We start from the raw sequence: 21904 nt of genomic DNA, 5'->3' as shown, positions 1-21904 counted from the left end.
TCCTACCTTGGGTTTCGAAGCTGTTTCCATACTTGTTCAGCATTTTCGTGCTTTTCAAGAGGAAGATCTTTCCCAAGTACCATTTTTCCTGTCTCTTCTGCTTCTCTAATATTTTCTGGTGTGTTTTTCATCATGTTTTTTTGATATTTTTTTAAGTTTAAATATAAACCTAAACCAATAGACCATTTATTCGAAGAAACATAATTCCAAATGATCTCTCTTTCTTTTTCTGTACGTAATTGAATTTCATTTTGTCGATAAGCAGCTCGCGATAGATCAACAATACACTGTCTCATATCAATTTGATCCTGCTCTGTAGCAAGCTCTTCATGATTAGTTCGATCCCAAATCTCAGTCGCCTTTTGCACAGTCATCTCGATATTGGACTGCTCCTCTAAAATCCTCTCCGCTGTCATTACATATGAATTGTATGAACTATTTAAATCTGTTGGTAATTTTTTCTTTAGATCTTTCAATATGTTTAATAATTGCTCATAATTTTTTCTTTTATCAGATTTCACCCACTTGCCACCCACAGCAATAAGAGATTCAATTGAAATATTGTAGTTATTAAAAATTAGAGCTTCTCTTTTTATCTCATGGAAATACGGGACAGTACCATCCTCTTTCATGATCAGTTGTTCCTTGGCAGGCGCAAACGTAAAATAATAATAATATTCACCATTGACTTGAAATTTTGATGGAAAGACGTCTGGCTTTTCATTTTGTTTATAAAAATTTTTTAGAGATGTACGAATATGTTCTGGAATATTCCCCATATTAAGCATGTTTGTTGCCTCCATTAAAAACTTCTATTCTTTGAATGTCTTATCATTTTTCTTTCAGTGGAGGATTTCTCAATCCCCCACCTATTTGTACTCATAAACCAAGCATAACAAACCTGCTTTTAGATAGTAAGCATCCTATTACCCAAACCAGCCTGCAATTTTCTTAAACCCAGATTTCACGACATCTACTCCGCCTTTTACAACATTACCTACTGCTTTTGCAGTATTAGCAATACCATTTCCTACTGCTTTGACAGCTTTAACAACTGTATCCTTATGTTTCACAATCTTTGCTCCTGCCCAAAGTACTCCACCAGCAATCGCAACGCCTGCCGCAATTGGCGCTCCAACTCCTGTTGCAGATAAGACGACTGCCCCAGACATGAGGGTTTCGCCAAGACTAGCAAAACCGTCTACAGTATCTCCATTGGCAAAATTCATGATCGTTTCTGCTCCTGAAATACCCGTACTAATTGCAGCCATCCACGGGGCAGCTTTTCCTGCAATACCTGTCCCCATATCAAAAGGCTTTGTTATTTTTGAGAAAAATGAACCTGAACCAAGAGCTGCACCGCTAAAGCTGCCACCTGTAGTTGTTGCAGTATTCCAAATGGATTTAATATCCGTCCAAGAGTTAAAAAACCCGCTTATGTGCTTAGCGTTGTCTACTCCTGACCATATATCTAATCCTAACTTACCAAGGCCCCCGTATAATGTGTTCCCATCAAACATATTTCCTAGCTGATTTTTTATGAGACTCTTCGCTACACTTTTACTTAAATTCTCCTCATAGCGATTCCAATCAATATCAATTAAAGTATGTTTATCGAGTCCCTTTATAGCTGGAAAGATCATGCTGTTCGTGATAAATTTAAGCCCTTGGTATGCCGGATCATCACTAAATGGATACTTTTTCGTACCCTCGGAGCTTGAATCCCCTTGATTCTGATCCGTTTCACCACTACCGGTTGTTGGAGCATTCGTGTCATAAGATGGATTTTCTATAGTAGATGGATTCGTTGTGGATGGTGTGGGATTTCCGTTTTGGCCGTCAGGGTTTGTTCCAGGCGTTCCCTCTGTGAAATTTCCTGGCGTTGTTTGACCCGGAGTGTATTGCCCCGGAGTCGCTCCTTCACCTGGCACGAAATCGCCTGGATTAAACTCACCTGGACTAAAGGTTCCTGGTTGAAAATCGCCCGGAGCAAATTCTCCTGGGCTAAATTCTCCTGGTTGAAAATCACCTGGGGTAAACTCGCCTGGCGAGAAATTACCGGGAGTAAAATTCCCAGGGGTAAAATTTCCGGGTGTAAAGTTACCCGGAGAGAAGTTTCCAGGTTTAAAATTCCCTTCGGCAAATGTAATAATAGGAAAGAAACTCATAAAAACAACCATAACTGCCATAAACACAGCAGTAATTCTGTTTATCCAAACTTTTGTCTTTCTTTTCATCCGCTCCATCCACTCCTTTCTTAGAAAGCTATGATTGAACTCTTACCATCCAGATACCTCAATAAACGAAATAACCGGACCTTTTCCCCTCTGCGGAATATCGCTTTCTCCGCCAAACTGAATGCCATCATGATTAACAGCTTCAAATTTTGTTTTCGCTATTACTTCAATACGGTTTTCATCATATAAGAAGTTCCAGTCAAAATCGGTCACCTCACCAGAGTTCTCTGCAATCGTATTTCTTATCACGGATGGAATAGAATATTTTGCAGAATCTATTGCAGCAGAAATTTTAGCTGGCAAATCCTCATCATCTGGAATTTCCTTGCTTAAGACATCATTGACCGCTTTAATATAAGCCTCATTATTTGAAAGCCATGGATTGGAGGCTTTAATCGCAGACTCTTTGTCACGCACCTTATCAATGAGCGGCTCGTATTTGAAAATTTCAACACCATCTTCATCAATGCCAATCAGCACTTTTTTCACATGATGTTTCACAACGCTATCAATTTTTTCATACACAACGCTCGTTGCTGCTATACTGGCATGCTCTGCGGCAATCGACGCCTGTTCTTTCTTTGTAAAAACCATGGCAATATTAAGCACTAGAATTAACATGATCCCCACAATCGCAAAACTGAATATCGTTAAAATAACGCCACTGCCCCGTTCATTGTCCAAGTATTTCTTCATTCAATTACCCTTCCTGAAGCAGAGTGAGTCAGTTCCACGGACGCAACATTTCTCCACTCTTTTGGTACAAAAACAAGTCCATGTTTCAATTTTACTTCTGCGGTAAACTCTTTACCTGAATGTGGGGGAACATGAAACTGTTCAAATGTCATAATATCACTGTGACCAATTATATTCTCCGCCACCTCTTTTGCTTCGAATTCATTTTTGGTTACAGCGTATATTTTCGCTGCTTCATTTACAGCTGATTGAGCTTGCATAATCGTAATGCCTGAAGCAACAGCCTGCCAAAGTAATAGCATAAAGAAAAGGTAATAGGGCATCACCATAATAAACTCTAATGTGGCAGACCCTTTTTCCTCCTGAATTTTCTTTCTTAACTGGAGCATTCTTCCACCCCTTAATATCAACGCCTTTTCATTCTTTGACAAAGTACAAACCTATTGATCAGTATTTTCTACATTGTTTCTATATATTTCATTAATCTCTTTTTCTGCATCCTCGAAATTTTTCTCAGCTAATGCACGTAAATCCTCACGTATTTGATCACCGATTTCTATTCCTGTACTAAATCTTTGATCTACTTTTTCAATCAACTGCTGATATGCATCTCTGCTTATATGGCCTTCATCCCGCAATTTAATTAATGGCTTTGAAAAATTTAAGTTTTCACGACGGTTCGCTTCCATCCATTCAATATGGTAGGCTGGGATATTCTTTAAAAATTGATCTAATTTGTTCGAATTGGCTGTATTGATGGATTTTTCCTTCCATTCTTTCCACTTGTCAGCGATGTCCTTCGCCTTTTGGAGCTGTTGTTTTAACTCTTCCGCATTTCTTGCATTCTCGTAAATTCCCTTAGCTGCTTCAGCCACTTCCTTTAGTTGCTGCTGTCCTTTTGAATCGACATCAAATCCGATGACGTTAACAATAGGCTGAATATTTGATTCCGCAAGCTCTTTTGCTTTAGCGATTGGATCCCCATTACAGGTTTCGATCCCGTCGCTAACCAAATAAATAATATTTGTATTGCTTTCACTGTTATACTGAGATAAATCATTTTTTGCTTGCTCAATCGCATCTGCCAACGGTGTCCAACCGGCAGGATTAACCCCGCTCAATGCTTGTTGAAGAGCGTTTTGCTCATATGCTTGCATATCATATATAAGTTCATTGCTGCTGCAGGAAAGCTCTTTATCCTTCTCTTTCTCTGTTCCCTTATGTCCGTAAACGCGGAGTGCGATGTTTGCTCCTTCAGGTAGCGAAGAAGCAAATTCTGTAATGGAGTCTTTAGCGATATCCATCATTGTTTTCCCATCCATTTCATTCCCCATACTGCCACTTGCATCAAGAATGATTTGTACATTCAGTTGCTCTTTAAAATGAAAACGCTCATCTTCGAGCTCTGGATTTCCGAACGATTCAATCTTTACTTCATCAAGGGCATCGGCAGGATTAGGGTAGTCCTCATGAAGAAGGGAAAGCGTTTTGCGCCAATATAATTCAATTTCTTCCTCTGTTGGTTCTTCACCAATTTTAGGTAGCTCCCTAAATAAACTAACAACTTCCTCTTGTTCTTCCGTTGGCAAATCAGCATATAGTTTTCCAGCATACAGCCCTGGTTCAGCGTTGATATATTCCTCGGCAGTTGTGGATGGTTCAGGAAGTTCAGCAATAAGTTCCTGTATACTAACAGCTTGCCCTTCCGTTTTTTCTTGTTGCACTTCATCACCATTCTCCGGTGCATCTGATTCTTTTTTCTCACTGCAAGCAGCTAGAACACTGATTCCCAAAAGAAGAATAATGGCTAATACATAGCTTTTTATTTGCATAAAAAATGTACACTCCTCAAAAAATGATAGTGGCAATTGAACCATTCAATTACCACCACCTTAGGTGTCTACTAAATAATATGTACTTCAAGTACATCTTTACAGGCTGTTCTGGACCTTCTCAATAATTTTATCAACAAGACCCTTTAGACCATCGCCATCTTTAAATGCAGCCCCCAGTAATGCAGCAATTGTGACAACAACTGCAGCAACTGCAACCCACTCAAGTGTTTGTGCACCTCTTTCATTTTGAAGAAGCCCTTTGCACTTCACATACATTTCAATACATTTCTTTTTGAACATTTGCCTTTCACCTCCTTTCAAGTGAATTCTCTTACTCTGTTATTCTGCTAATTTTTACTTAAACATGTTTAGTAAACTGTCATCACCGGTGAACATATTTAAAATAAGCAGGCCTCCGATCAAAATCATTACCGTCGGCATGACAATAAATGATGTAATCATGGTGATTTTCGGAGAGGCCTTTGCCGCCATTTCCTTAATCTTCTCTTTCTTCATTTGCCGCATCTCGTTTGCTTGTATTTTGAATGTTGTTGCGACCGGGACTCCCAGCTTGGAGCCTTGAATTAATGATTTAATTAATGACTGAAAAGCGAGATTATCATTTCGCTCCAGCATCCTCCTATACGCTTGCTCCCTTGGTACTCCAAGATCGATTTCCTGATTAAACCTTGAAAATTCTTCACCTATTGGTCCTTGAAAATATGGAACAATTTCCCTTAATGCTTGATCCAAGCCAAGTCCGGCTTGAAGCGTGACGCTGACCGTATCAAGGAAGTCCGGTAAAGAGAAACCAAGCTCATCCTGCCTTTTTGTCGCTTTTCCCTTCAGCCAAAAAATCGTTGCAAAATAGCCAATCAAAGGCAAGAAAAGAATTAAAAATTGCGCGAATGGGAAGCCGATAATCATTAACAATACTCCCATTACAAAGCCTACAAGCATCATAAATATTTTTAATCCTTGAAAACGTTCAACCGTTAAAGCGTATGGATACCCTGCTTGTATTAACCATCTTTCTACTTCATGAGATTCACTGAAAAAGTTGATTCTATTTCCTAGCGCAGAAAAATCATCGGCATAATAAAAGGTCTTTTCTAAAATTTTTTCTTTTCTCGTTTTCCCGCTCTTCATGTCAAAGCGATTGACCATCACATTTTCATGAACATGCTGTTTTAATTCTTGTTTTTCAGTCAAGTAATCATAGAAATACTTGAGGCCGGTTGCCAGTAGAAAAAAACTAATGACCACACTTATTAAAATCATTCCATCCATATCATTACACCCTTATATCCGTTACTTTCTTTACTAAGAAGAAAGATAATAACGTCCCTATCACAAATAAGCCGAGAAGAATAATGCCAATTCCTGAAAACAGCGGATCTAAAAATCCGTCTACTAAATTATTCATAATGAGCAATAAAAATATTGGTAGCACAGGTACGATATAAGCGATATATCGCTGCTCAGCAGTCATCGTTTTGATCTCTTGCAAAAGCAGTTTTCTTTCTTCCAATGTTTGCCCCATTTCATCTAGAACCGCATGCATATTTCCACCCGCATGCTTTTGAATCAAGAGCGAGGCAATAAATAATTTAAACTCTCTGGATGGAATTCTCCTTTCCAAATTTTTTAACGCCCGATTAAAATCAACACCGAGTTGAAGTTCTCCGTATAATCTTCGGAATTCGTCTTTTGCTGGTTCATTTAATTCTTGGGCGCAAATCCCGATGCCTTGTGTTAACGTCATTCCGGATCGAGTAGAATTGGCAAGAATTCGACAAATTTCCGGCAATTGATCATTCATTCTCTCTTGGAATTTATTTTTTCGAATCAAAAATAAGCCCCGTCTTACCATTTCCATTAGAACGATTGAAATAATAAGATTAATAGGAAATTTGATGGAGAAGAAACTGTTGAGCAATAAGGCTGTTACGCTGACACCTAAAAGTAAAATTCCATAAAATTCTGACGGCATCAATTGGATATTAGCCCGTTTTAACTGAAGATTTGTTTTCTTCCCATACTTGGTTTCATCGAATTTATCACCCAGAATCAAAATAAAACTTTTTCTCGTATTCCTACTGCCAAACCACTTGCTTACTCTGTTTCCCCATTCTTTTTTAGAAGCACGATAACCTAAGAGATTGTAGGCGCTCCATAACGCAAATAAAACAGCTAAACTATAAAGAATAGATATAATCACTATTCTTCACCTCTTCCTCTGCTTGGAAAATGGATTCATCAATGGCCGCTCCAAACACTTGTAATCGCTCTAAACAGTGAGGAACGATTCCTGTTGGCGTAAAGTAACCTAGCACTTTTCCATCTGAATCTATTCCCGTACGTTTAAAGCGGAATATTTCTTGGATTTCCGCCTCTCCATTCGGTCTCTTGACAACTTCTGAAATCGATATAAGCTTTCTCTGTCCATCAGGCAAACGTGTTCCTTGTATAATTAAATCTAGCGCCCCTACAATGTATTCACGAATAACCTTTGAAGGCAAATCCATCCCTGCCATCACAACCATCCCTTCTACACGTTTCAATGCATCGAGTGGAGAATTGGCATGGACCGTCGTAAGAGAGCCTTCATGTCCAGTATTCATCGCCTGCAGCATGTCAAATGCCTCTGCACCGCGCACCTCTCCAACAATAATTCGATCGGGCCGCATTCTGAGGGCGTTTCGAACCAATTGTCTGATTGTGATTTCACCAGTTCCCTCTACATTCGGCGGTCTTGCTTCCATGCCAACCACATTTGGTCGACCAAGCTTTAGCTCTGCTGAGTCCTCGATTGTAATAACCCGTTCTCCGCTTGGAATTGCCCTTGCTAACGCATTTAATAACGTCGTTTTCCCACTTCCTGTTCCCCCAGAAATAAGGACGCTCATTTTGGCAAAAACGGCTGCTTGAATAAATTGTGCCATCGCTTCATTTAATGAACCAAAGTCAAGAAGATCACTCATTTGATAAGGGTCTGCTCTAAATTTCCGTATTGAAATCAGCGTTCCATTCAAACTGACAGGTGGAATAACCGCATTGACACGGCTCCCATCAGGAAGTCTTGCATCCACCATCGGCGAACTTTCATCGACGCGCCTCCCCAACGGGGCTACGACCCGATCAATAATATGTCTAACATGAGCTTCATCGCGAAATTGAATTCCCGTTAACTGCAGCTGCCCTTTTTTCTCAATGTATACTTGGCTATGACCATTAATGAGAATCTCGGTAATTTCATCATCCTGAAGCAACGGTTCTAATGGGCCTAATCCAACAGATTCATCAATTAGTCGGGTTAGGAGAATCTCCTTATCACGCCTGGAAATAATCACTTTTTCCTCTGACATAAATTGGCTGATCATTCGTTCGATCGCAAGTCTCATTTCTCCTTGCGTCAAACTTGTCAGCTGTTCAAGATTCGTTTCACGGAGCAATCTTGTTTTATAATGTTCAAGCAGTTCATCAACATAATGACTATCGTAAGAAGAATAATGAACTGGACCTTCTTTACTTGCATTCTCTATTTTTTTCTCTGAACGGTTAAATAATGACATAAGAGGGCCTCCTCCTTTCTCGCTCTTATCGCAACCTACATGCAATCATCTCGGAAAAACCTGTTTATTTAAGAATCGTCAGTGTCCACTTGCGAATATCCTTTGCGAGCGGGATTAGCTTTTTCTCTTTTGGCACCTTTCTTAACGGTTCTCCTTTGTTGATAAAGGACTGGACCCCTTTAATATCCCTTCTTATTTCCGCAATAACTGGAATTCCTATGAAATTTTTTAAATCACTGGGAGTAAGCTCGTTTTCTCTCCCCTTCTCATTGACGACAATTTGCAGCCGTCCATCCGTATCCATTCCTAATCGATTGAATAGATCCTCCACATGCTTAAACACTTTAAAGGAAGGTGTATCGAGGTTCATAACATAGAAAATTTTATCTGCCTCTTCTAACGCTACATATGTATTTGTGTTCATATTCGAAGGGAGATCGACGATAACGAAGTCATAGCTTCTTCTGCATGCTCTCAACAACTTTGTAAAAAAATCATCGTTTAACCCTTCAGCCACTTCAGCATCTCTTGGACTTAGTAATATTTCCATTTTCGAATGGGGCTCTTTTTCACTGACATTGCGAATATGGTTTTCATTTAGCTCATTGATTACTGGTTTTAAATCGGCAAGAGACCGATTGCTTTCAAGCCCGAGATACATTTCAGCCCCGCCAAATTGTAGGTTCATATCAATATATAAAACTTGTGATGTTGATTCTAATTTAAGCGTTTGGGCAAAGGTGCTGGAAATCAGCGTTGAACCACTGCCACCTTTTCCACTGTAAAAGGAAAAAATCTGGCCTCTTCCCCTCCGAAGACCTCCTTGATGCGGTACTAAGTTCCCTTCAATCGTGGCACTTTGCTCTTTTGCAATCAGAAGAATCCTTTCGATCCTGTCACTAAATTGGCCCATCTCATCGGGGAGAATAAAGAAATCTGTTGCTCCCGCTCTCGACGCATCTCGAAGCAAAAGAAAATCCTGCTCTTTTGCAATAAAAACGATAATGATATTTGGATACTCACCATGTATATATTGAACTAGTTCAATCCCTGACTCATCGTCTGGATTAACTAATAAAACGACATCCGGAGATAAACGATCGATTTCCTTCCTCACCTCAGAAGGAGCAGCCTGAGTTAAATTAGGATACATTTGTAATGCTTGTTGAATAATCTGCTCACTTATTTGTTTATCATCGCTAACAAGCAGAATACTGCTTTCCGTACCCATATCCAGTACCTCCAACATTTAATCTATTTTCTTTTCTAGTGGCATTTGCTCTATCATCTTGTTGATCTCACTTTTACCCTTTCGTTATGCATCGCTACAAAGCAATAAAACCCTAGGATAAGGAGCGCCCACTCCTCATTTGATAGAATCATCAGGAGCATCAAATTCTCAACACGATTTTTTAACAAAGCCCAGTAAGTAAAAAAAACGAACATTTGTATTTTATTTTCATAAGCAAAGGATCATGACAAAATATTTTTAAGGTTTAATCATGACGATTTCATACTTTAACTAAGACATGCTAAAATCCACTCAATTAATCTTTACTCTTCTGTTTTTCCATTTTCACTCTTCTGCGGGGCTTCTTTTCCTGCTTTTTTATCTACCTTGTTTTCCGCAGCAGGCTTCTTCCCTGCATTCGTCTGTTCACTTGTTTCTCCCTGCTCCTGTGCAGGCTGTTCATTCGTTTCTGCCTGCTTTTCGGCAGTCTCTCCACTTACTTCTTCAACTTTATCTTCCTGTCCCACATTCGCCTTTAAAACTCTTATACTATCTGCGTAATTTTGCATATGTATTAATTTAGGAGCGTCTTCCTTCGAAACCTCTAAAGCTACCCCTCTAAACTCAGATTTTGTTTTATCCACTCGAAATACATGTACATCGGTCATATAAATTTCTGTTTTTGGCTGACCATCGAATTGTTGAGAAACAATAATATCAACCCGATCAAGATCTTCTAGTTCCTGATCAAAAGAGACTCTTTCATTTGCAAAAAGTGCGACCAACCGATGATTTGGATCCCCAACCTCCGAAAACGGCTTTAATAGATTGGTTGTAATCATATCTCCTTCAAATAGCGGCACTATCGCTACTTTATTCGTTATCTCCCTCGGGTCTGTAACATGGGTATCTGTAACAAACTTATTAGGAAGGTCAATCGTTTCCACCATCTCAGGCGTAATAATTGTTCTTGAATTGATATCACTTTTAGCAACAAACACCTTTGTGGTTCCACCTAAGTTGGCATTCAATTCATTTACTTTTTGTAAAAACATAAATCCAGCTATCGCTGCAAGTATTAATGAAATCGAAATGAATATGATAGCTCTTCTTTTTGACTCTAACATCCAATACCTCTCTCCTAAGTTTTTGAATAAACTGATGTATAGTGATACTTTTCACTTGAATTTTTTCCGAAATATTTCCTTATTGCCTATATATTTACTACCATCCGTTCACATTTCCGTCAAACTTTCTTCAGCATCCTAAAGAAGTCTACAGATAAAATAGTCCTACGGAAATTTCGAATTCAAAATTTCTAAAAGGCATAAAGGAGGATCGATTTTTAGGAAAAAAGTATAGGTTGTTTTTAATTACAACTAGACATTTGGTAATTCTTTTTATGTTTTATTACAAATGTTAAAATTTTTAGTTCTTTTATACGATTTTTCTAAATTATTCCGTAATACTATATATATTTTCCATATCCTTGAAAACTATGGATATATATGGATGGGATTAGGTGTTATTTTGCTATATTTTTTAAAATTTTTGGAAAGTTGCTGAGAAGAAATTAATAGGGTATGGAAGTAGATTCACATAAGTGCTTGGAGGGAGGTGGGATGGGTCTCTATAAATCTCGTCATTATGGTCAAAAGTCCCGCACAAACTCTCACAACCATGAGGTATATTTAATGATTTCCACTGCTTTTTCCGAGAAGCAATCGGTGCTTTTCGCATCTGTGACCATTCATCTGACTGCTACTTGCGCAACGGTTACAATCAGTCCGTTCCGAGCATTATCCAAAAAAGAGCGCCAAGTCCTATTGGCAATCACCTTAAGTTGATGACGCTGAAAGTAAATAAATAATTTAAACCAAGGCTTTTTGATGAAACGATAGAAGAAAATGAGCCAAAAATTCATCAAAGCCTAAAAGAAAAAGACCATAAACAAATTCGATGAAATCGAGTATGTCTATGGTCTAAACAAATTTTGTTCATTGTTATAATAGTGCTGTAACATTTAAAAACTTTTACATTAGTCAATTTCATAATTGCTCAAGTTTTACATTGTAAAATCGATTCACATAAATAAACTTTTCTCAAGATCATTGTATAATTTAAATACCATTACTCTTTCACCGGTACGAGAGCTTATATCTGTATGAAAGCTTTTCACTTTTTCCCCAGTTATCGTTAAGATTATGTTCTTAAGATCTTCAGCACCAGATTCAACTAGTTCTGAACGAGTCTTCTTGATTGTTAATAATCCTTCTTTTGTTTCGCAAACGGTATATTCTGCTGGTGTTAACACACCCTGCAAATTGACAATAATCATATCGCGTAATATATCTGTTTTCACAGATAGAGAGCCGCGTCCAAGAAAGTCCTTCTCCCATTGAGTAATAGCCTTGCTTATCTCGGATTCATAAGAACCTTTCGTCTTCTTCATATTCAAAACATCTCCTATAAAGTGAAAAAATAATTTCAGTTAAACACTCTTCGCAACGGTATATGAACTTGTCACAGTCAGTAGCTTCTGCATGAACCATCCCATTTTAGCATTTCCACTTTTCACTGCAAATTCACACTGTTACCTGAGGCGAGACTTCCACAATTGAGGGTTTCCCATCCTCATGATCAATAATTAAACCCCGAACTTTAACATTTTGCGGCACTAACGGATGATGATAAATGATATTCACACATTTTTCAATCCGATCGTGACTATTTTCGTTTAACCATTCATGGACCGTTCCCCTTAAAAATTCCGGTCTGCTATGTTGGAAAAGGTAATCCAAAGTTCGTATTTTCTCTTTCATTGAATCAAGCTCGATAAGGACATTGGCGGACAAAGCTTCACTATTTTTCGTTCCTACGACATAAATCTCCTCAACCTTTTCCTGATATATCGCGATGATAATCGACCTCATTATATCTCCATAAGGATTTGAGATGACCGGACCATAGCATTGAATCGTCAGCATGTTTTCCGGCAAAATATTCGTTATTTCCTGTAAAAGAGAGTGCCAGTCACATTCAATATCCGTCAGAAATAACGCTTTTTGAGCTTGTTCTAAATTCACATCATTCGCTCCTTTCCTTATATGGCTCATTTAACAGTTCGTTAATTGTGTATGGCTGCCAGTTTCGCCAATGCCCCTCTCGCTCAACACTGGCAAGCCGAACCCATCCGTTCCTTACTTTTTGTCGAAATGTTGAATCGGTTTTTAATAACCGTTCAATATGTTCACTCGGTGCTTGTATGACAATCAATAGCCGAAGCGGAGAGTGATAAGCCTCAAAATCTGTCGCCATAACTGATTGCCAAGGGAGGCCAGTCAACAAATCACTCGCGTTTCCCTGCATGACACCAAGGCCTGCTGTCACCGTTTGGGTGGCTTTGCTTCCACTGCCATAATAATGAGGTGCGACCGTCGAAGCGTAGTATTGCAGATTAATCCATTGAGCCACTGTTCCAGGCCCCGCAATAATGCTAGCTAGTAGAGCACCGTCTGCATCCTCTTGCCAATCATAATTATGGAGGAATGCTCTCCCTTCCAAGTCACAACCTTCAGTCAGTTCACGCTTTCCAATGATAAAAGCGGCATTGCGCGCTAAGCCCCACTCAGGCCGGATTTCACTCCAATCTTCGGCAAATCGTTTCGCCTCAGCGCTCGGTTTTTTAAGCTGCGATTGGAGTTGGGGCAATTGGGCAAGTCGCGCTGCATTTGCCTTATGACTGACGTCAGGCATAATAGCCTCAATGCGCGCAAACGCTTCTTGTGCAGCTTCGGTAAGCTTGGGAACATAAATCCACTCTAAATCATCGACCGTCGTCCTATGCTCAGCGGCAACGAAAACAGTGTCATCAGGTATTTCTATTCCTTCATAAGTAAGATTTTCTCTTACTTCAGGAAGATTGCATAAAGCAGCAAAGACCCTTGCATTAAAACCACCTGCAGCACCACCACAAGCGCCACAATCGAGGGCAGCCGCATAAGGATTATTGGTACTTTGACTACTATGTCCACATATGACAACTAATGGTGCGAAATTTTTTGTTAAACCCATCATTTTTAAAGTTTGGCGTGCATAGTTCACTTTTTCCTGATCCGCAAATCCAACAGGCAACCCAACTTCCCTCTTATCATCATGATGAAGCGAAAGCTCTGTATTCGGCTTACGGAGCCATCCCTCACGCAGATTACGTAAGAAGCGTCCTGCCCTCCTAGGGACAAAGCTCCGCGCTGCCATTTGCAGGCTAAGCCAAGGTCCACTCAGTTCGGGTAAGAGCAGACTCGCCAGGACATTTTGCTTCATCGTTTTAAAAGTATAGCTTAAAGAATGAACTGCCTGCTTTCGGTGTTGATATAATTGGAGCTCATGCTCTTCTGCCAGCTCCCTTATTTTATGCTGAGGCTTCAGCATAATCGGCAAGGAAGGATGACTGTGAGTATGCCCAAGCCCACTGGTTGCAATCGGTAAGCCGAAAAAACCAGCAATTCCAATCGTTTCAAACGGACCCTCTTTTTCGAGCTGGCGACGAAAAGGTTCCGAACGGGCATCAATGCAAAACGCCAATTGAGCCAAAGGTGTTTTTTTATGGCCGGTCTTATATTGACTAGAGATCATCTTCTGCCTTAATCTCTCTTCATGTGTTTGCTCCCACGCTTCTAACCAAATTTTCCTGCGAAGTTGATCATCAAAAATGGATGCAAACGATAAATATGCTTGTTGTTGTGCATCAGACATCTGTAACCATTCCTCCATTGGAAGCTCTCCCCAATGAAGCCATGATGCTAACAGTGAAGCAATGGAAGCCTTATATGCAACTCGTTCATTTGTCAAAGGCATGTAAGGATGGATAAGCGCCCATTCCATCGAAATTCGCACTGCCAAATACTCTGTTAACAACTCCTGTTCTGCACTTGATTGTTGTGAGCGCCAAAGCATCATTCCTGCCCATCCAGGAAGGGAAAGTAAATGTCCCTCAAGATAAGGTTGGATCTCTGACTCTGAGATTTCTAATGCAAGCAGCGCTGCCTTTAGCGCAGTTTGTGGCTTTTCTGGCCACCCCTTGAGACTTTGACGCTGGTTTTTACTAAGTGCCGGATCGTATTGGATCAGGCGCTGCCATGCACGATAAAACCCTTTTTCACGATTTGGCATTGTCCATCCAGCTTGAGAATCATCCAAATATAATTTGCACCACTTGATGATATGGTGATCGAGAATGTTAATTAACCTTTCACGACTTTGATTCTCTATAGATGAGCTCAATGGTCGCATGGTAAATTTCCCACCAGAACCGCTATTTAATTCGCTCAGATGGGCGACCGATTGCTTGAGTTTAGAAGATGACAAGAGCTCGGTTGGCAGTGGCTCCAATTTAAGCGCAGCCTGACAAAATCGCTCTGCCTCATCCCGTGGAATAGGAAAGGAATTTGAATCAAGCCAATGCTGTAAAGCCCTTTGCACAAATTTCTCATCAATTTCCCCTTTGCGTTTTGCCGCAAGAATCATTAATGCACTAGGATATATATCAACGTCACGGGTTTCTTTTAGCCAACTCGCCACCCCGGCAAAGGATTGTTTTTCCAAACCTAGCCACGGACTGCGTGCTGCAAAGGTTGAAATCGGCCAGAGTGGAGCGATTACCTGACTTGCCGCAGCAATTATCGCACTCATTTCTTGAAAATCGCTTTGTGAATCCTTTGTTTTCGAGGATTCCTTCATTAATACAGATGTCCCACTCATCACTGATTACCTCCTTTTTGTAAATATTGTTCAAGGTAGCTAGGATGACTGTCTACAGATTTCGCGTTTGCCTCACCCAATTTAACTAACCAAAGATAGAGCACGGCAAAGAAAACAGAAGATTGATTACGGGCAATCCATGCACCTATAGCACTACCAAACAGTAAAAGGCAAGCGACAATGATGACAACTGCCATTGGGGGTTGGACACTCTGAAACGCGGTTGTTTGCAGCAACTCATAAAAAAGATGATGGATCATAACATACACAAGTGCAGCGCCTCCAAGAAATAAGAAACCAGCACTACGGCCAATCCTTCCTTCCCCAAAAGCGACAAGCTGTGTCCAAGAAACAGACAATGACCATCCTATAATTAAAGCGCTAATCAATTGATATCCTTCTCCTGGAGCCATCAGCCAAAAAGCTACCCCGGCAACAATTCCTAATGCTCGGCCAGCGAGAATCCATAAATAGGAGGCTCTTTCATTAATTCGATTCGATACCTCAAAACGGCGCACTGCTGAACCGGATTGTAAAAATAGCGTTGCTTTAAACAAACCATGTAAAATAAGGTGGATAATGGCTGCTATATATGCCCCTAAAGCGCATTGGATGAGCATAAATCCCATTTGTCCAATTGTAGATCCTACTAACTGACGCTTATAGTCCACCTGAACTAAACTAATTCCAGAGCCAATCAAAACAGAAATACCTGCAAGTATAAGTAATGTAATCGAGGCAATGTCTCCATTAAAAAGAGGTGAAAATCTAGTAAGCATAATTCCGCCTGCATTTACTAAACCAGCATGCATTATCGCCGAAACAGGTGTCGGTGCTACAACAGACTCAATTAACCACCTGTGGAAAGGCCACTGCGCTGCTGGAATAATCACGGCTAACACAATCAATAAATTAATCCCTGCTCTCTCCCAGTTCCCGAGCAAAACTAAATTTTCAATTGAAAGCGCCGATGACAGCTGCCATTGCCCGCTAGCTTGAAAGAGCCAAACCATTGCCAATACTAAAGAAAGCCAGCTTAGTAGAAATAAGCGCCCAGAAACCTTTGCTGCTTCACTCACTACTTTCCATTCATGGTTTAATCTTATAAGGAGAGTTAAACCTGTAAGAGTTGCACCCCAAAATAAAACCATTAAACGGAGATCAGCACTCAACCAGGCCATGGAAGCAGCACCTGTAGTCAAGGTAAAAAGGGTAAAATATTTACGATAAGCACGATCCCCTAGTAAATAACGAACAGAGAAACGTTGAATGATAAAACCAATTGCAAGCACGAAAAAAACCATTAACCATGCTAAGGAATCTGTGTACCATGGCCCGATTTGACCATTGGCACTTGTGTTTGTAAGTGCCAACACGGAAATTAAAGGCGGCAAAGCCACGATCCAAATGTGAACACGAACAAAGCTTATAGGTACCCGTGGATGTAAAAACACTAGTCCACTAAGCCCCGAAATAATCAACATGATTAAAAAAATGATCATCAATGAAGACATAGTAAGTGAAACAAACATTTTGATTTCTCCCTTTTCAACTGACAATTCACATTTATGAATAATAGCGCAAAACAAAAAAGAATGAGGCTCACTAAACAAATTCTAAAAACAATAAAAAAAACCGACAACTTCAGAATTCAATAATCTTTTTAGACCATTGAATTCTGAAAATTGTCGGCTTCACTCTAACTAACTTTAATAAAGTTTTTTGAAGTGCTACCTCGTTATCAACTTTTATCGTAACTTCCATGTTAACAAACAGTATCATTTTATTTTACTTCTCGATTCACGTTACCCCTCTTTTTTTATATTGGAGTTCTTTTTCATTCAAATCAATATAAACTATTAAAAGAATGCTAAAGCGCCCAACACGATAAAAAGCACGAGTAAACATCTATCGATAATTAAGTTAAATATAAAGATAGGGCAAATTTGCAAAATAGTCAACCGGAAAGCATCAATAAGATTGAACTTAAATGTTGAAAAAGGGAGGGAAGAAGGCCAATCATTCAAGCTCACGAAACTTTACGATAAAAATTTTTTATAGGCAGACGTTGCTAAATATCCTTTTAACACCCACGCAAATATTCAATTCATAGATTAACGTCCTCCCGGTCAGCATGCCAAGATGCTTCTCCTTGTCCAGTGCCGCTCTTTTCAAAGCTTGGCGCGGCAATACAACCAATGTTTTCAATCAGCCTGAATAACTGCATTTTTTGTCTACACTCTCGACTCGTGGTGATTGCACGTGATCACGATAAACCTTTTAGTACGATACCCCATTGCGGATATGGGTTTTCTCAAACTCCGTCATGTTCGGATCGAAATATTTATCTGTATAGGCAGCCACAAACTGATCCTTCTCTATATAGCCAGACCCCCATGTCGGGTCCATCGTAAGCCATTTTCCGTCAACCTTCACTTCTACCCATGCATGATTTTGTGGCCAAAACCCGCCTAGTGCTGTCCCTTCAATAAATCTAGCTTCCATATTTACCGCTCTAAGTAAAGCAATTGCCAAATAAGAATAATCTTGACAGACACCTGTTTTTTCCGCAAGCGTTTTAAGAGCGCTATCATCCCATTCGAATTCTTTATTTTTCATCTTGCCAACATCATAAGAAATCGTCTTTGTAACGTAATCGTATACCGCTTTCGCTTTCTCACGCTCGGTCGTTTTTCCACTAATGATTTCCTCTGCCAGTTTTTTGATTTGCGGGTCGTTCGACTCTATACCTCTCGAAGGAAGAAGATCGCGTTTATCCTCGCCTGTAGACTCTAGCTCAAATTTCGCAAAGCCGAAATAGCGAAAATAATTGCTGTTTTCCTCTTTAATCTCTGGAACACTTACAGTCACCTCATAGGTGCCAGATCCAAATCGTAAATAAAAGGAGTCGTCAAAAGAGAAGTTCTCAACTGGAATGACATCCAGTGCTGTATCCTCTCCCTTTTTCGTTGTAACATAAATATGGGTCGTATCTTTAGCAAATTCGGCGTTTTCATCTATTGAGCCTTTTATATGATATTGTCCTTCCGTCACCTTTCCTCCAAAAGTCGGGTACTCTAACGTAACCCCTCGCTCAATATAAGTATTGGAATATTCAATTGGCTTCATCACTTGCTCGGACTCATTATTGACTAAGATTTTCGTGCCAACCTGATAATAATCTTCCCGTTCTTTGTCAGGAACGAGCACTTCTAACTCATGGAGTCCTTTTCCGAAAAACAGTGGCATTTCATATTCGAATTTTCCATCCTTCACAGGGATAACGTGCTTCCATTGCTCAGAATCCTTCCTAATCACTAGCATCATTTTTTCCCCATCTGCTAATGCCGTTGCTTCACCCTTTAATAAGAAAATCTCACTTTCCTCCACATAACTTGTGTCCATGTCAACGGTCAATTCCGCACCATACCCAAAAGGAGTATAGGTTAAATCTCTCATCATCTTTGGATTGACGTTTATCACTTCAAAGCTTGCAGTATCATAATAATAATTTTCTTGATCGGTACTTGGAAGTTGAACCGTTACACGATAGTCACCCTCTCCATTAAAAAAGTGAATCGTTTCCTTAAAAGCTCCTTCCTTGATTGGAACATAATATTCATGTTCCATTCCAGCCGGACCTTCTTCATTTGAACGAACTTTAATCCATGCATAGTCTGACTTTAACTCATTGAATTGTTCAATTTCCCCCTCGATCTTCACTTTTCCATTGGCGGCAAACTTTTGATATTTTGGATTGCTAAGCGAGGCACCAATTTCCTCACTATATGAAGTCAATTCAAGAGGAACCAGTTCCAATTCACCATTTCTTTGTTCAACCAGCTGTTCGTATTTATCCTTTTCTTCTTTTGCTTTAGAATCACTTATTTCTGTATTCGCACATGCTGTCATCAAAACGAAACTAAGCAAACAGAAAAAAACAAATCGTAATCGCATCCGTTTCATATTCTCCTCCTTCATACATCCGTTGTGCATTCTTTTTCTAGTCGATAAGTTTTACGTATTTCCAAATCAATAGTTTCTAAGACTTATGAACTCTTTTCTCCCTATGAACAAGGTCCCGATTTCACCGACGAGTGCTATGACCTCCAAAACAGACTTTGGAGGCTCCGCCTCTTCTACAAATTTACCTTATGATAAACGATGACTATCATGCATTCACATTTTCGTCAGACTCTCTTAAAATCAGACAATATGAAAATGCGTACAAAATAAAATTTTTGCATCCAATTGCGCTTATTTTTCGTCTATACCATTATAAGCTTTCCCTAAAGCTTATTTTGACGATGACCGAACAAAGCGGCTTGTCATCACAGCAAATAAGAATCACGCATCTGCTATAATAAAAGAGAAGAGAAATACCCGTCTATTTTTAAAATGACTTCATAAGAATAAGAATGCAGATCTTTATAGAATGAGGAGATTTCAATGGAAAAATTAAGACCCCTATGGGAGAATATAGTACGGTTTTGGAAGAGAATGCACATCACGCAAATCATCCTTTTACTAGGTTTATCCTTTATTTTATTTACAATCATTTATTTTGCCGTCTTGGCAAGCCAAGCGAATGTCGAATCATTAAAAGCTGGCTTAAGCCAATCAACAGTCATTTACGATAAAAATGAAGAAATAGCAACAGAAATCACGACCAACAGAACGTCTGGAGTCGAGGTAGACGAAATTCCTGAACATGTTCGCAACGCAGTTGTCGCCATTGAGGACCATCGTTTTTACGAGCATAACGGCTTCGATATAAAAGGAATTACGCGCGTATTTTTCAAAAACCTTTTAGCTGGGAGAATTACTGGTGGTGGCAGTACAATTACGCAGCAGCTTGCCAAAAACGCGCTGCTATCACCTGAAAAAACGTATCGACGCAAAATAGAAGAGTTATTTTTAGCTGTTGAGCTTGAAAAAACATATAAAAAAGACGAAATCCTTCAAATGTATTTAAACCAAAGTTACTTTGGCAGCGGTGCATGGGGAATTGGTCAAGCCTCTAAAAAATACTTTAATAAGGATATTCAAAATGTATCGATTAGTGAAGCGGCCCTTTTAGCGGGACTCCTTCAATCGCCATCTGCAAGAGATCCGTACAAGCATTTAGATCGGGCAATAGAAAGACGCAATGTTGTCCTTTCCCGCATGCTGGAAAACAAGTTGATTTCTGAAGGAGAATATGAAGCAGCTAAAAAAGAAGAGGTTCATTTAGAAGATGGTGGTGGCAGTTTTATTAAACGGGATTACCCATTTTATGTCGATGCTGTCTTGGATGAAGCAATCAGAAAATACGGGTTAACGCAAGAGGAAATTTTAACAAGAGGCTATCAAATCTATACCAATATGGATCAAAATATACAAACTGCTCTTGAGAAGGTATATGCGAAGGATTCTGTTTTTCCAAAAGGAAGAGGCGGTGAAATCGTTCAAAGCGGTGCTGTCATGCTCGACCCTCATAACGGTGGTGTACTTGGACTTGTCGGTGGTCGTGGAGAATATGTGTTCCGCGGGTTTAACCGAGCCACGCATTTACAAGCCCAGCCTGGTTCAACGCTGAAGCCATTAGCGGTCTATACACCTGCCATTGAAGAAGGCTATCTCGTGACATCTATTTTGCAGGACGAACAGAAAACATACGGCAAATATACTCCTACTAACCCAAATGGCGTATACAAAGGGGACGTCCCAATGTATGAGGCTGTTGAAAATTCGCTCAATGCATCAACAGTATGGCTATTAAATGAAATTGGCTTAGAAAAGGGGCTTGACTCCTTAAAACGATTTGGGATTCCTTTAACTGATGAGGATAAATATTTAGGAATAGCTCTCGGAGGAATGCATAAAGGAATTTCTCCATTAAGGCTGGCGGAAGCTTACTCAACCTTTGCCAATGAAGGAAAGCGCCATGATGGACATCTAATTACAAAGATCGTCGGCCCGACTGGAAACGTAATCGCCGAGCATAAAGGCAAGTCTACACGCGTAACTTCAAAATCTGTCGTTCGCGAAATGAACTCAATGTTATTGAATGTTGTAGAATCTGGTACAGGTACCGCTGCCAAAATCTCCGGCGTTGAGATTGCCGGCAAGACCGGTTCTACTCAGCTTCCGTACGAAGACATCAATGGCTCAAAAGATCAATGGTTTGTTGGCTATACCCCAAATATTGTTGGAGCTGTTTGGCTCGGTTATGACAAAACTGATCGGGAGCATTACTTATCAAATAGCAGCTCTGAAAATGTTGTCCCGATCTTTCGCGCGATTATGGAACAATCATTGCCTTATTTTGAACCGGGAGAGTTCGATGTTGTCTCCGTCAACTCAAAACTTGCAGGCGTTAATAAAAAGGACAAAACCGGAAGCAAAGAGAGCAAGGAAATCACCAAAGCACTTAAAGAAAAGACTGATGAGCTAAAGGAAGTCATTAAAGAAGAAAGCCCTAAATGGAAACGTGCCGTTGAGGAATTCAAAGAAGACGCAATTTGGCTCTATGACTATGTAAAAGAGAAAATCGGCAAGTAGCACGGCTTGATATGCTCCCCATTAGGT

Annotated in this window: 18 protein-coding genes; 2 read left to right on the top strand and 16 right to left on the bottom strand. The window is 39.8% G+C overall.

Annotation, left to right across the window (positions count from 1 at the left end; translation table 11 throughout):
* Positions 1-2 precede the first annotated feature (2 nt).
* The 11 genes from NST02_RS04355 to cpaB form a co-directional block, all read right to left on the bottom strand.
* Positions 3-788: a hypothetical protein gene (locus tag NST02_RS04355; RefSeq protein WP_150914906.1), complete on the bottom strand. Its 786-nt coding sequence runs from the start codon at positions 786-788 to the stop codon at positions 3-5.
* 138 nt (positions 789-926) lie between these two features.
* Positions 927-2237, bottom strand: a complete 1311-nt coding sequence (locus NST02_RS04350; protein WP_340948158.1) for a hypothetical protein — start codon at positions 2235-2237, stop codon at positions 927-929.
* Between the two features lie 42 nt (positions 2238-2279).
* Complete coding sequence (locus tag NST02_RS04345) at positions 2280-2933, bottom strand: hypothetical protein (RefSeq protein WP_340948157.1); 654 nt, start codon at positions 2931-2933, stop codon at positions 2280-2282.
* On the bottom strand, positions 2930-3322 hold the full coding sequence (locus tag NST02_RS04340; protein WP_095314689.1) for a TadE/TadG family type IV pilus assembly protein: 393 nt from the start codon (positions 3320-3322) through the stop codon (positions 2930-2932). Before NST02_RS04340 ends, NST02_RS04345 begins: the two co-directional genes overlap by 4 nt.
* A 51-nt stretch (positions 3323-3373) precedes the next feature.
* Entirely contained in the window at positions 3374-4810 is a 1437-nt protein-coding gene (locus tag NST02_RS04335; protein WP_137744506.1) for a vWA domain-containing protein, read from the bottom strand.
* Positions 4811-4864: 54 nt separating this feature from the next.
* Positions 4865-5068, bottom strand: coding sequence for a hypothetical protein (locus NST02_RS04330; protein ID WP_137744507.1), 204 nt, complete (start codon positions 5066-5068; stop codon positions 4865-4867).
* Positions 5069-5122: 54 nt separating this feature from the next.
* Positions 5123-6058 (bottom strand): type II secretion system F family protein, encoded by a 936-nt coding sequence (locus tag NST02_RS04325; protein WP_095314686.1) that lies wholly within the window; start codon positions 6056-6058, stop codon positions 5123-5125.
* A 4-nt stretch (positions 6059-6062) separates the two neighbouring features.
* Positions 6063-6989 (bottom strand): type II secretion system F family protein, encoded by a 927-nt coding sequence (locus NST02_RS04320; RefSeq protein ID WP_137744508.1) that lies wholly within the window; start codon positions 6987-6989, stop codon positions 6063-6065.
* Positions 6967-8343, bottom strand: coding sequence for a CpaF family protein (locus tag NST02_RS04315; RefSeq protein ID WP_095314684.1), 1377 nt, complete (start codon positions 8341-8343; stop codon positions 6967-6969). The genes NST02_RS04320 and NST02_RS04315 overlap by 23 nt, the downstream gene beginning before the upstream one ends.
* Positions 8344-8407: 64 nt before the next feature.
* Positions 8408-9574 (bottom strand): AAA family ATPase, encoded by a 1167-nt coding sequence (locus tag NST02_RS04310; RefSeq protein WP_095314683.1) that lies wholly within the window; start codon positions 9572-9574, stop codon positions 8408-8410.
* 323 nt (positions 9575-9897) lie between these two features.
* A complete protein-coding gene (gene cpaB, locus NST02_RS04305) occupies positions 9898-10701 on the bottom strand; it encodes a Flp pilus assembly protein CpaB (RefSeq protein ID WP_137744509.1) in 804 nt (267 codons plus the stop codon).
* Between the two features lie 495 nt (positions 10702-11196).
* Here cpaB and NST02_RS04300 point away from each other — a divergent pair, with 495 nt between their 5' ends.
* The gene (locus NST02_RS04300) at positions 11197-11421 is read left to right on the top strand and encodes a hypothetical protein (protein WP_095314682.1); all 225 of its coding nucleotides are present in this window, start codon (positions 11197-11199) and stop codon (positions 11419-11421) included.
* A 236-nt stretch (positions 11422-11657) separates the two neighbouring features.
* On the opposite strand, the gene NST02_RS04295 is transcribed toward NST02_RS04300, so the two are convergent.
* From NST02_RS04295 to NST02_RS04275, 5 genes are all read right to left on the bottom strand, one after another.
* Positions 11658-12026 (bottom strand): DUF2294 domain-containing protein, encoded by a 369-nt coding sequence (locus NST02_RS04295; RefSeq protein ID WP_095314681.1) that lies wholly within the window; start codon positions 12024-12026, stop codon positions 11658-11660.
* 133 nt (positions 12027-12159) lie between these two features.
* Positions 12160-12660 (bottom strand): carbonic anhydrase, encoded by a 501-nt coding sequence (locus NST02_RS04290; protein WP_095314680.1) that lies wholly within the window; start codon positions 12658-12660, stop codon positions 12160-12162.
* Between the two features lies 1 nt (position 12661).
* Positions 12662-15334 (bottom strand): DUF2309 domain-containing protein, encoded by a 2673-nt coding sequence (locus NST02_RS04285; RefSeq protein ID WP_340948153.1) that lies wholly within the window; start codon positions 15332-15334, stop codon positions 12662-12664.
* Positions 15334-16866: an NADH dehydrogenase subunit 5 gene (locus NST02_RS04280; RefSeq protein ID WP_340948152.1), complete on the bottom strand. Its 1533-nt coding sequence runs from the start codon at positions 16864-16866 to the stop codon at positions 15334-15336. Before NST02_RS04280 ends, NST02_RS04285 begins: the two co-directional genes overlap by 1 nt.
* 748 nt (positions 16867-17614) lie before the next feature.
* A complete protein-coding gene (locus NST02_RS04275; RefSeq protein ID WP_340948151.1) occupies positions 17615-19300 on the bottom strand; it encodes a transglutaminase domain-containing protein in 1686 nt (561 codons plus the stop codon).
* A 483-nt stretch (positions 19301-19783) separates the two neighbouring features.
* On the opposite strand from NST02_RS04275, the gene NST02_RS04270 reads away from it, so the two are divergent.
* Positions 19784-21877, top strand: a complete 2094-nt coding sequence (locus NST02_RS04270) for a transglycosylase domain-containing protein (RefSeq protein ID WP_340948150.1) — start codon at positions 19784-19786, stop codon at positions 21875-21877.
* Positions 21878-21904: the final 27 nt, after the last annotated feature.

It is taken from the genome of Robertmurraya sp. FSL W8-0741 (assembly GCF_038004005.1).
Classification (GTDB): domain Bacteria; phylum Bacillota; class Bacilli; order Bacillales; family Cytobacillaceae; genus Robertmurraya; species Robertmurraya siralis.
This window is presented reverse-complemented; position numbering and strand designations above follow the sequence as displayed.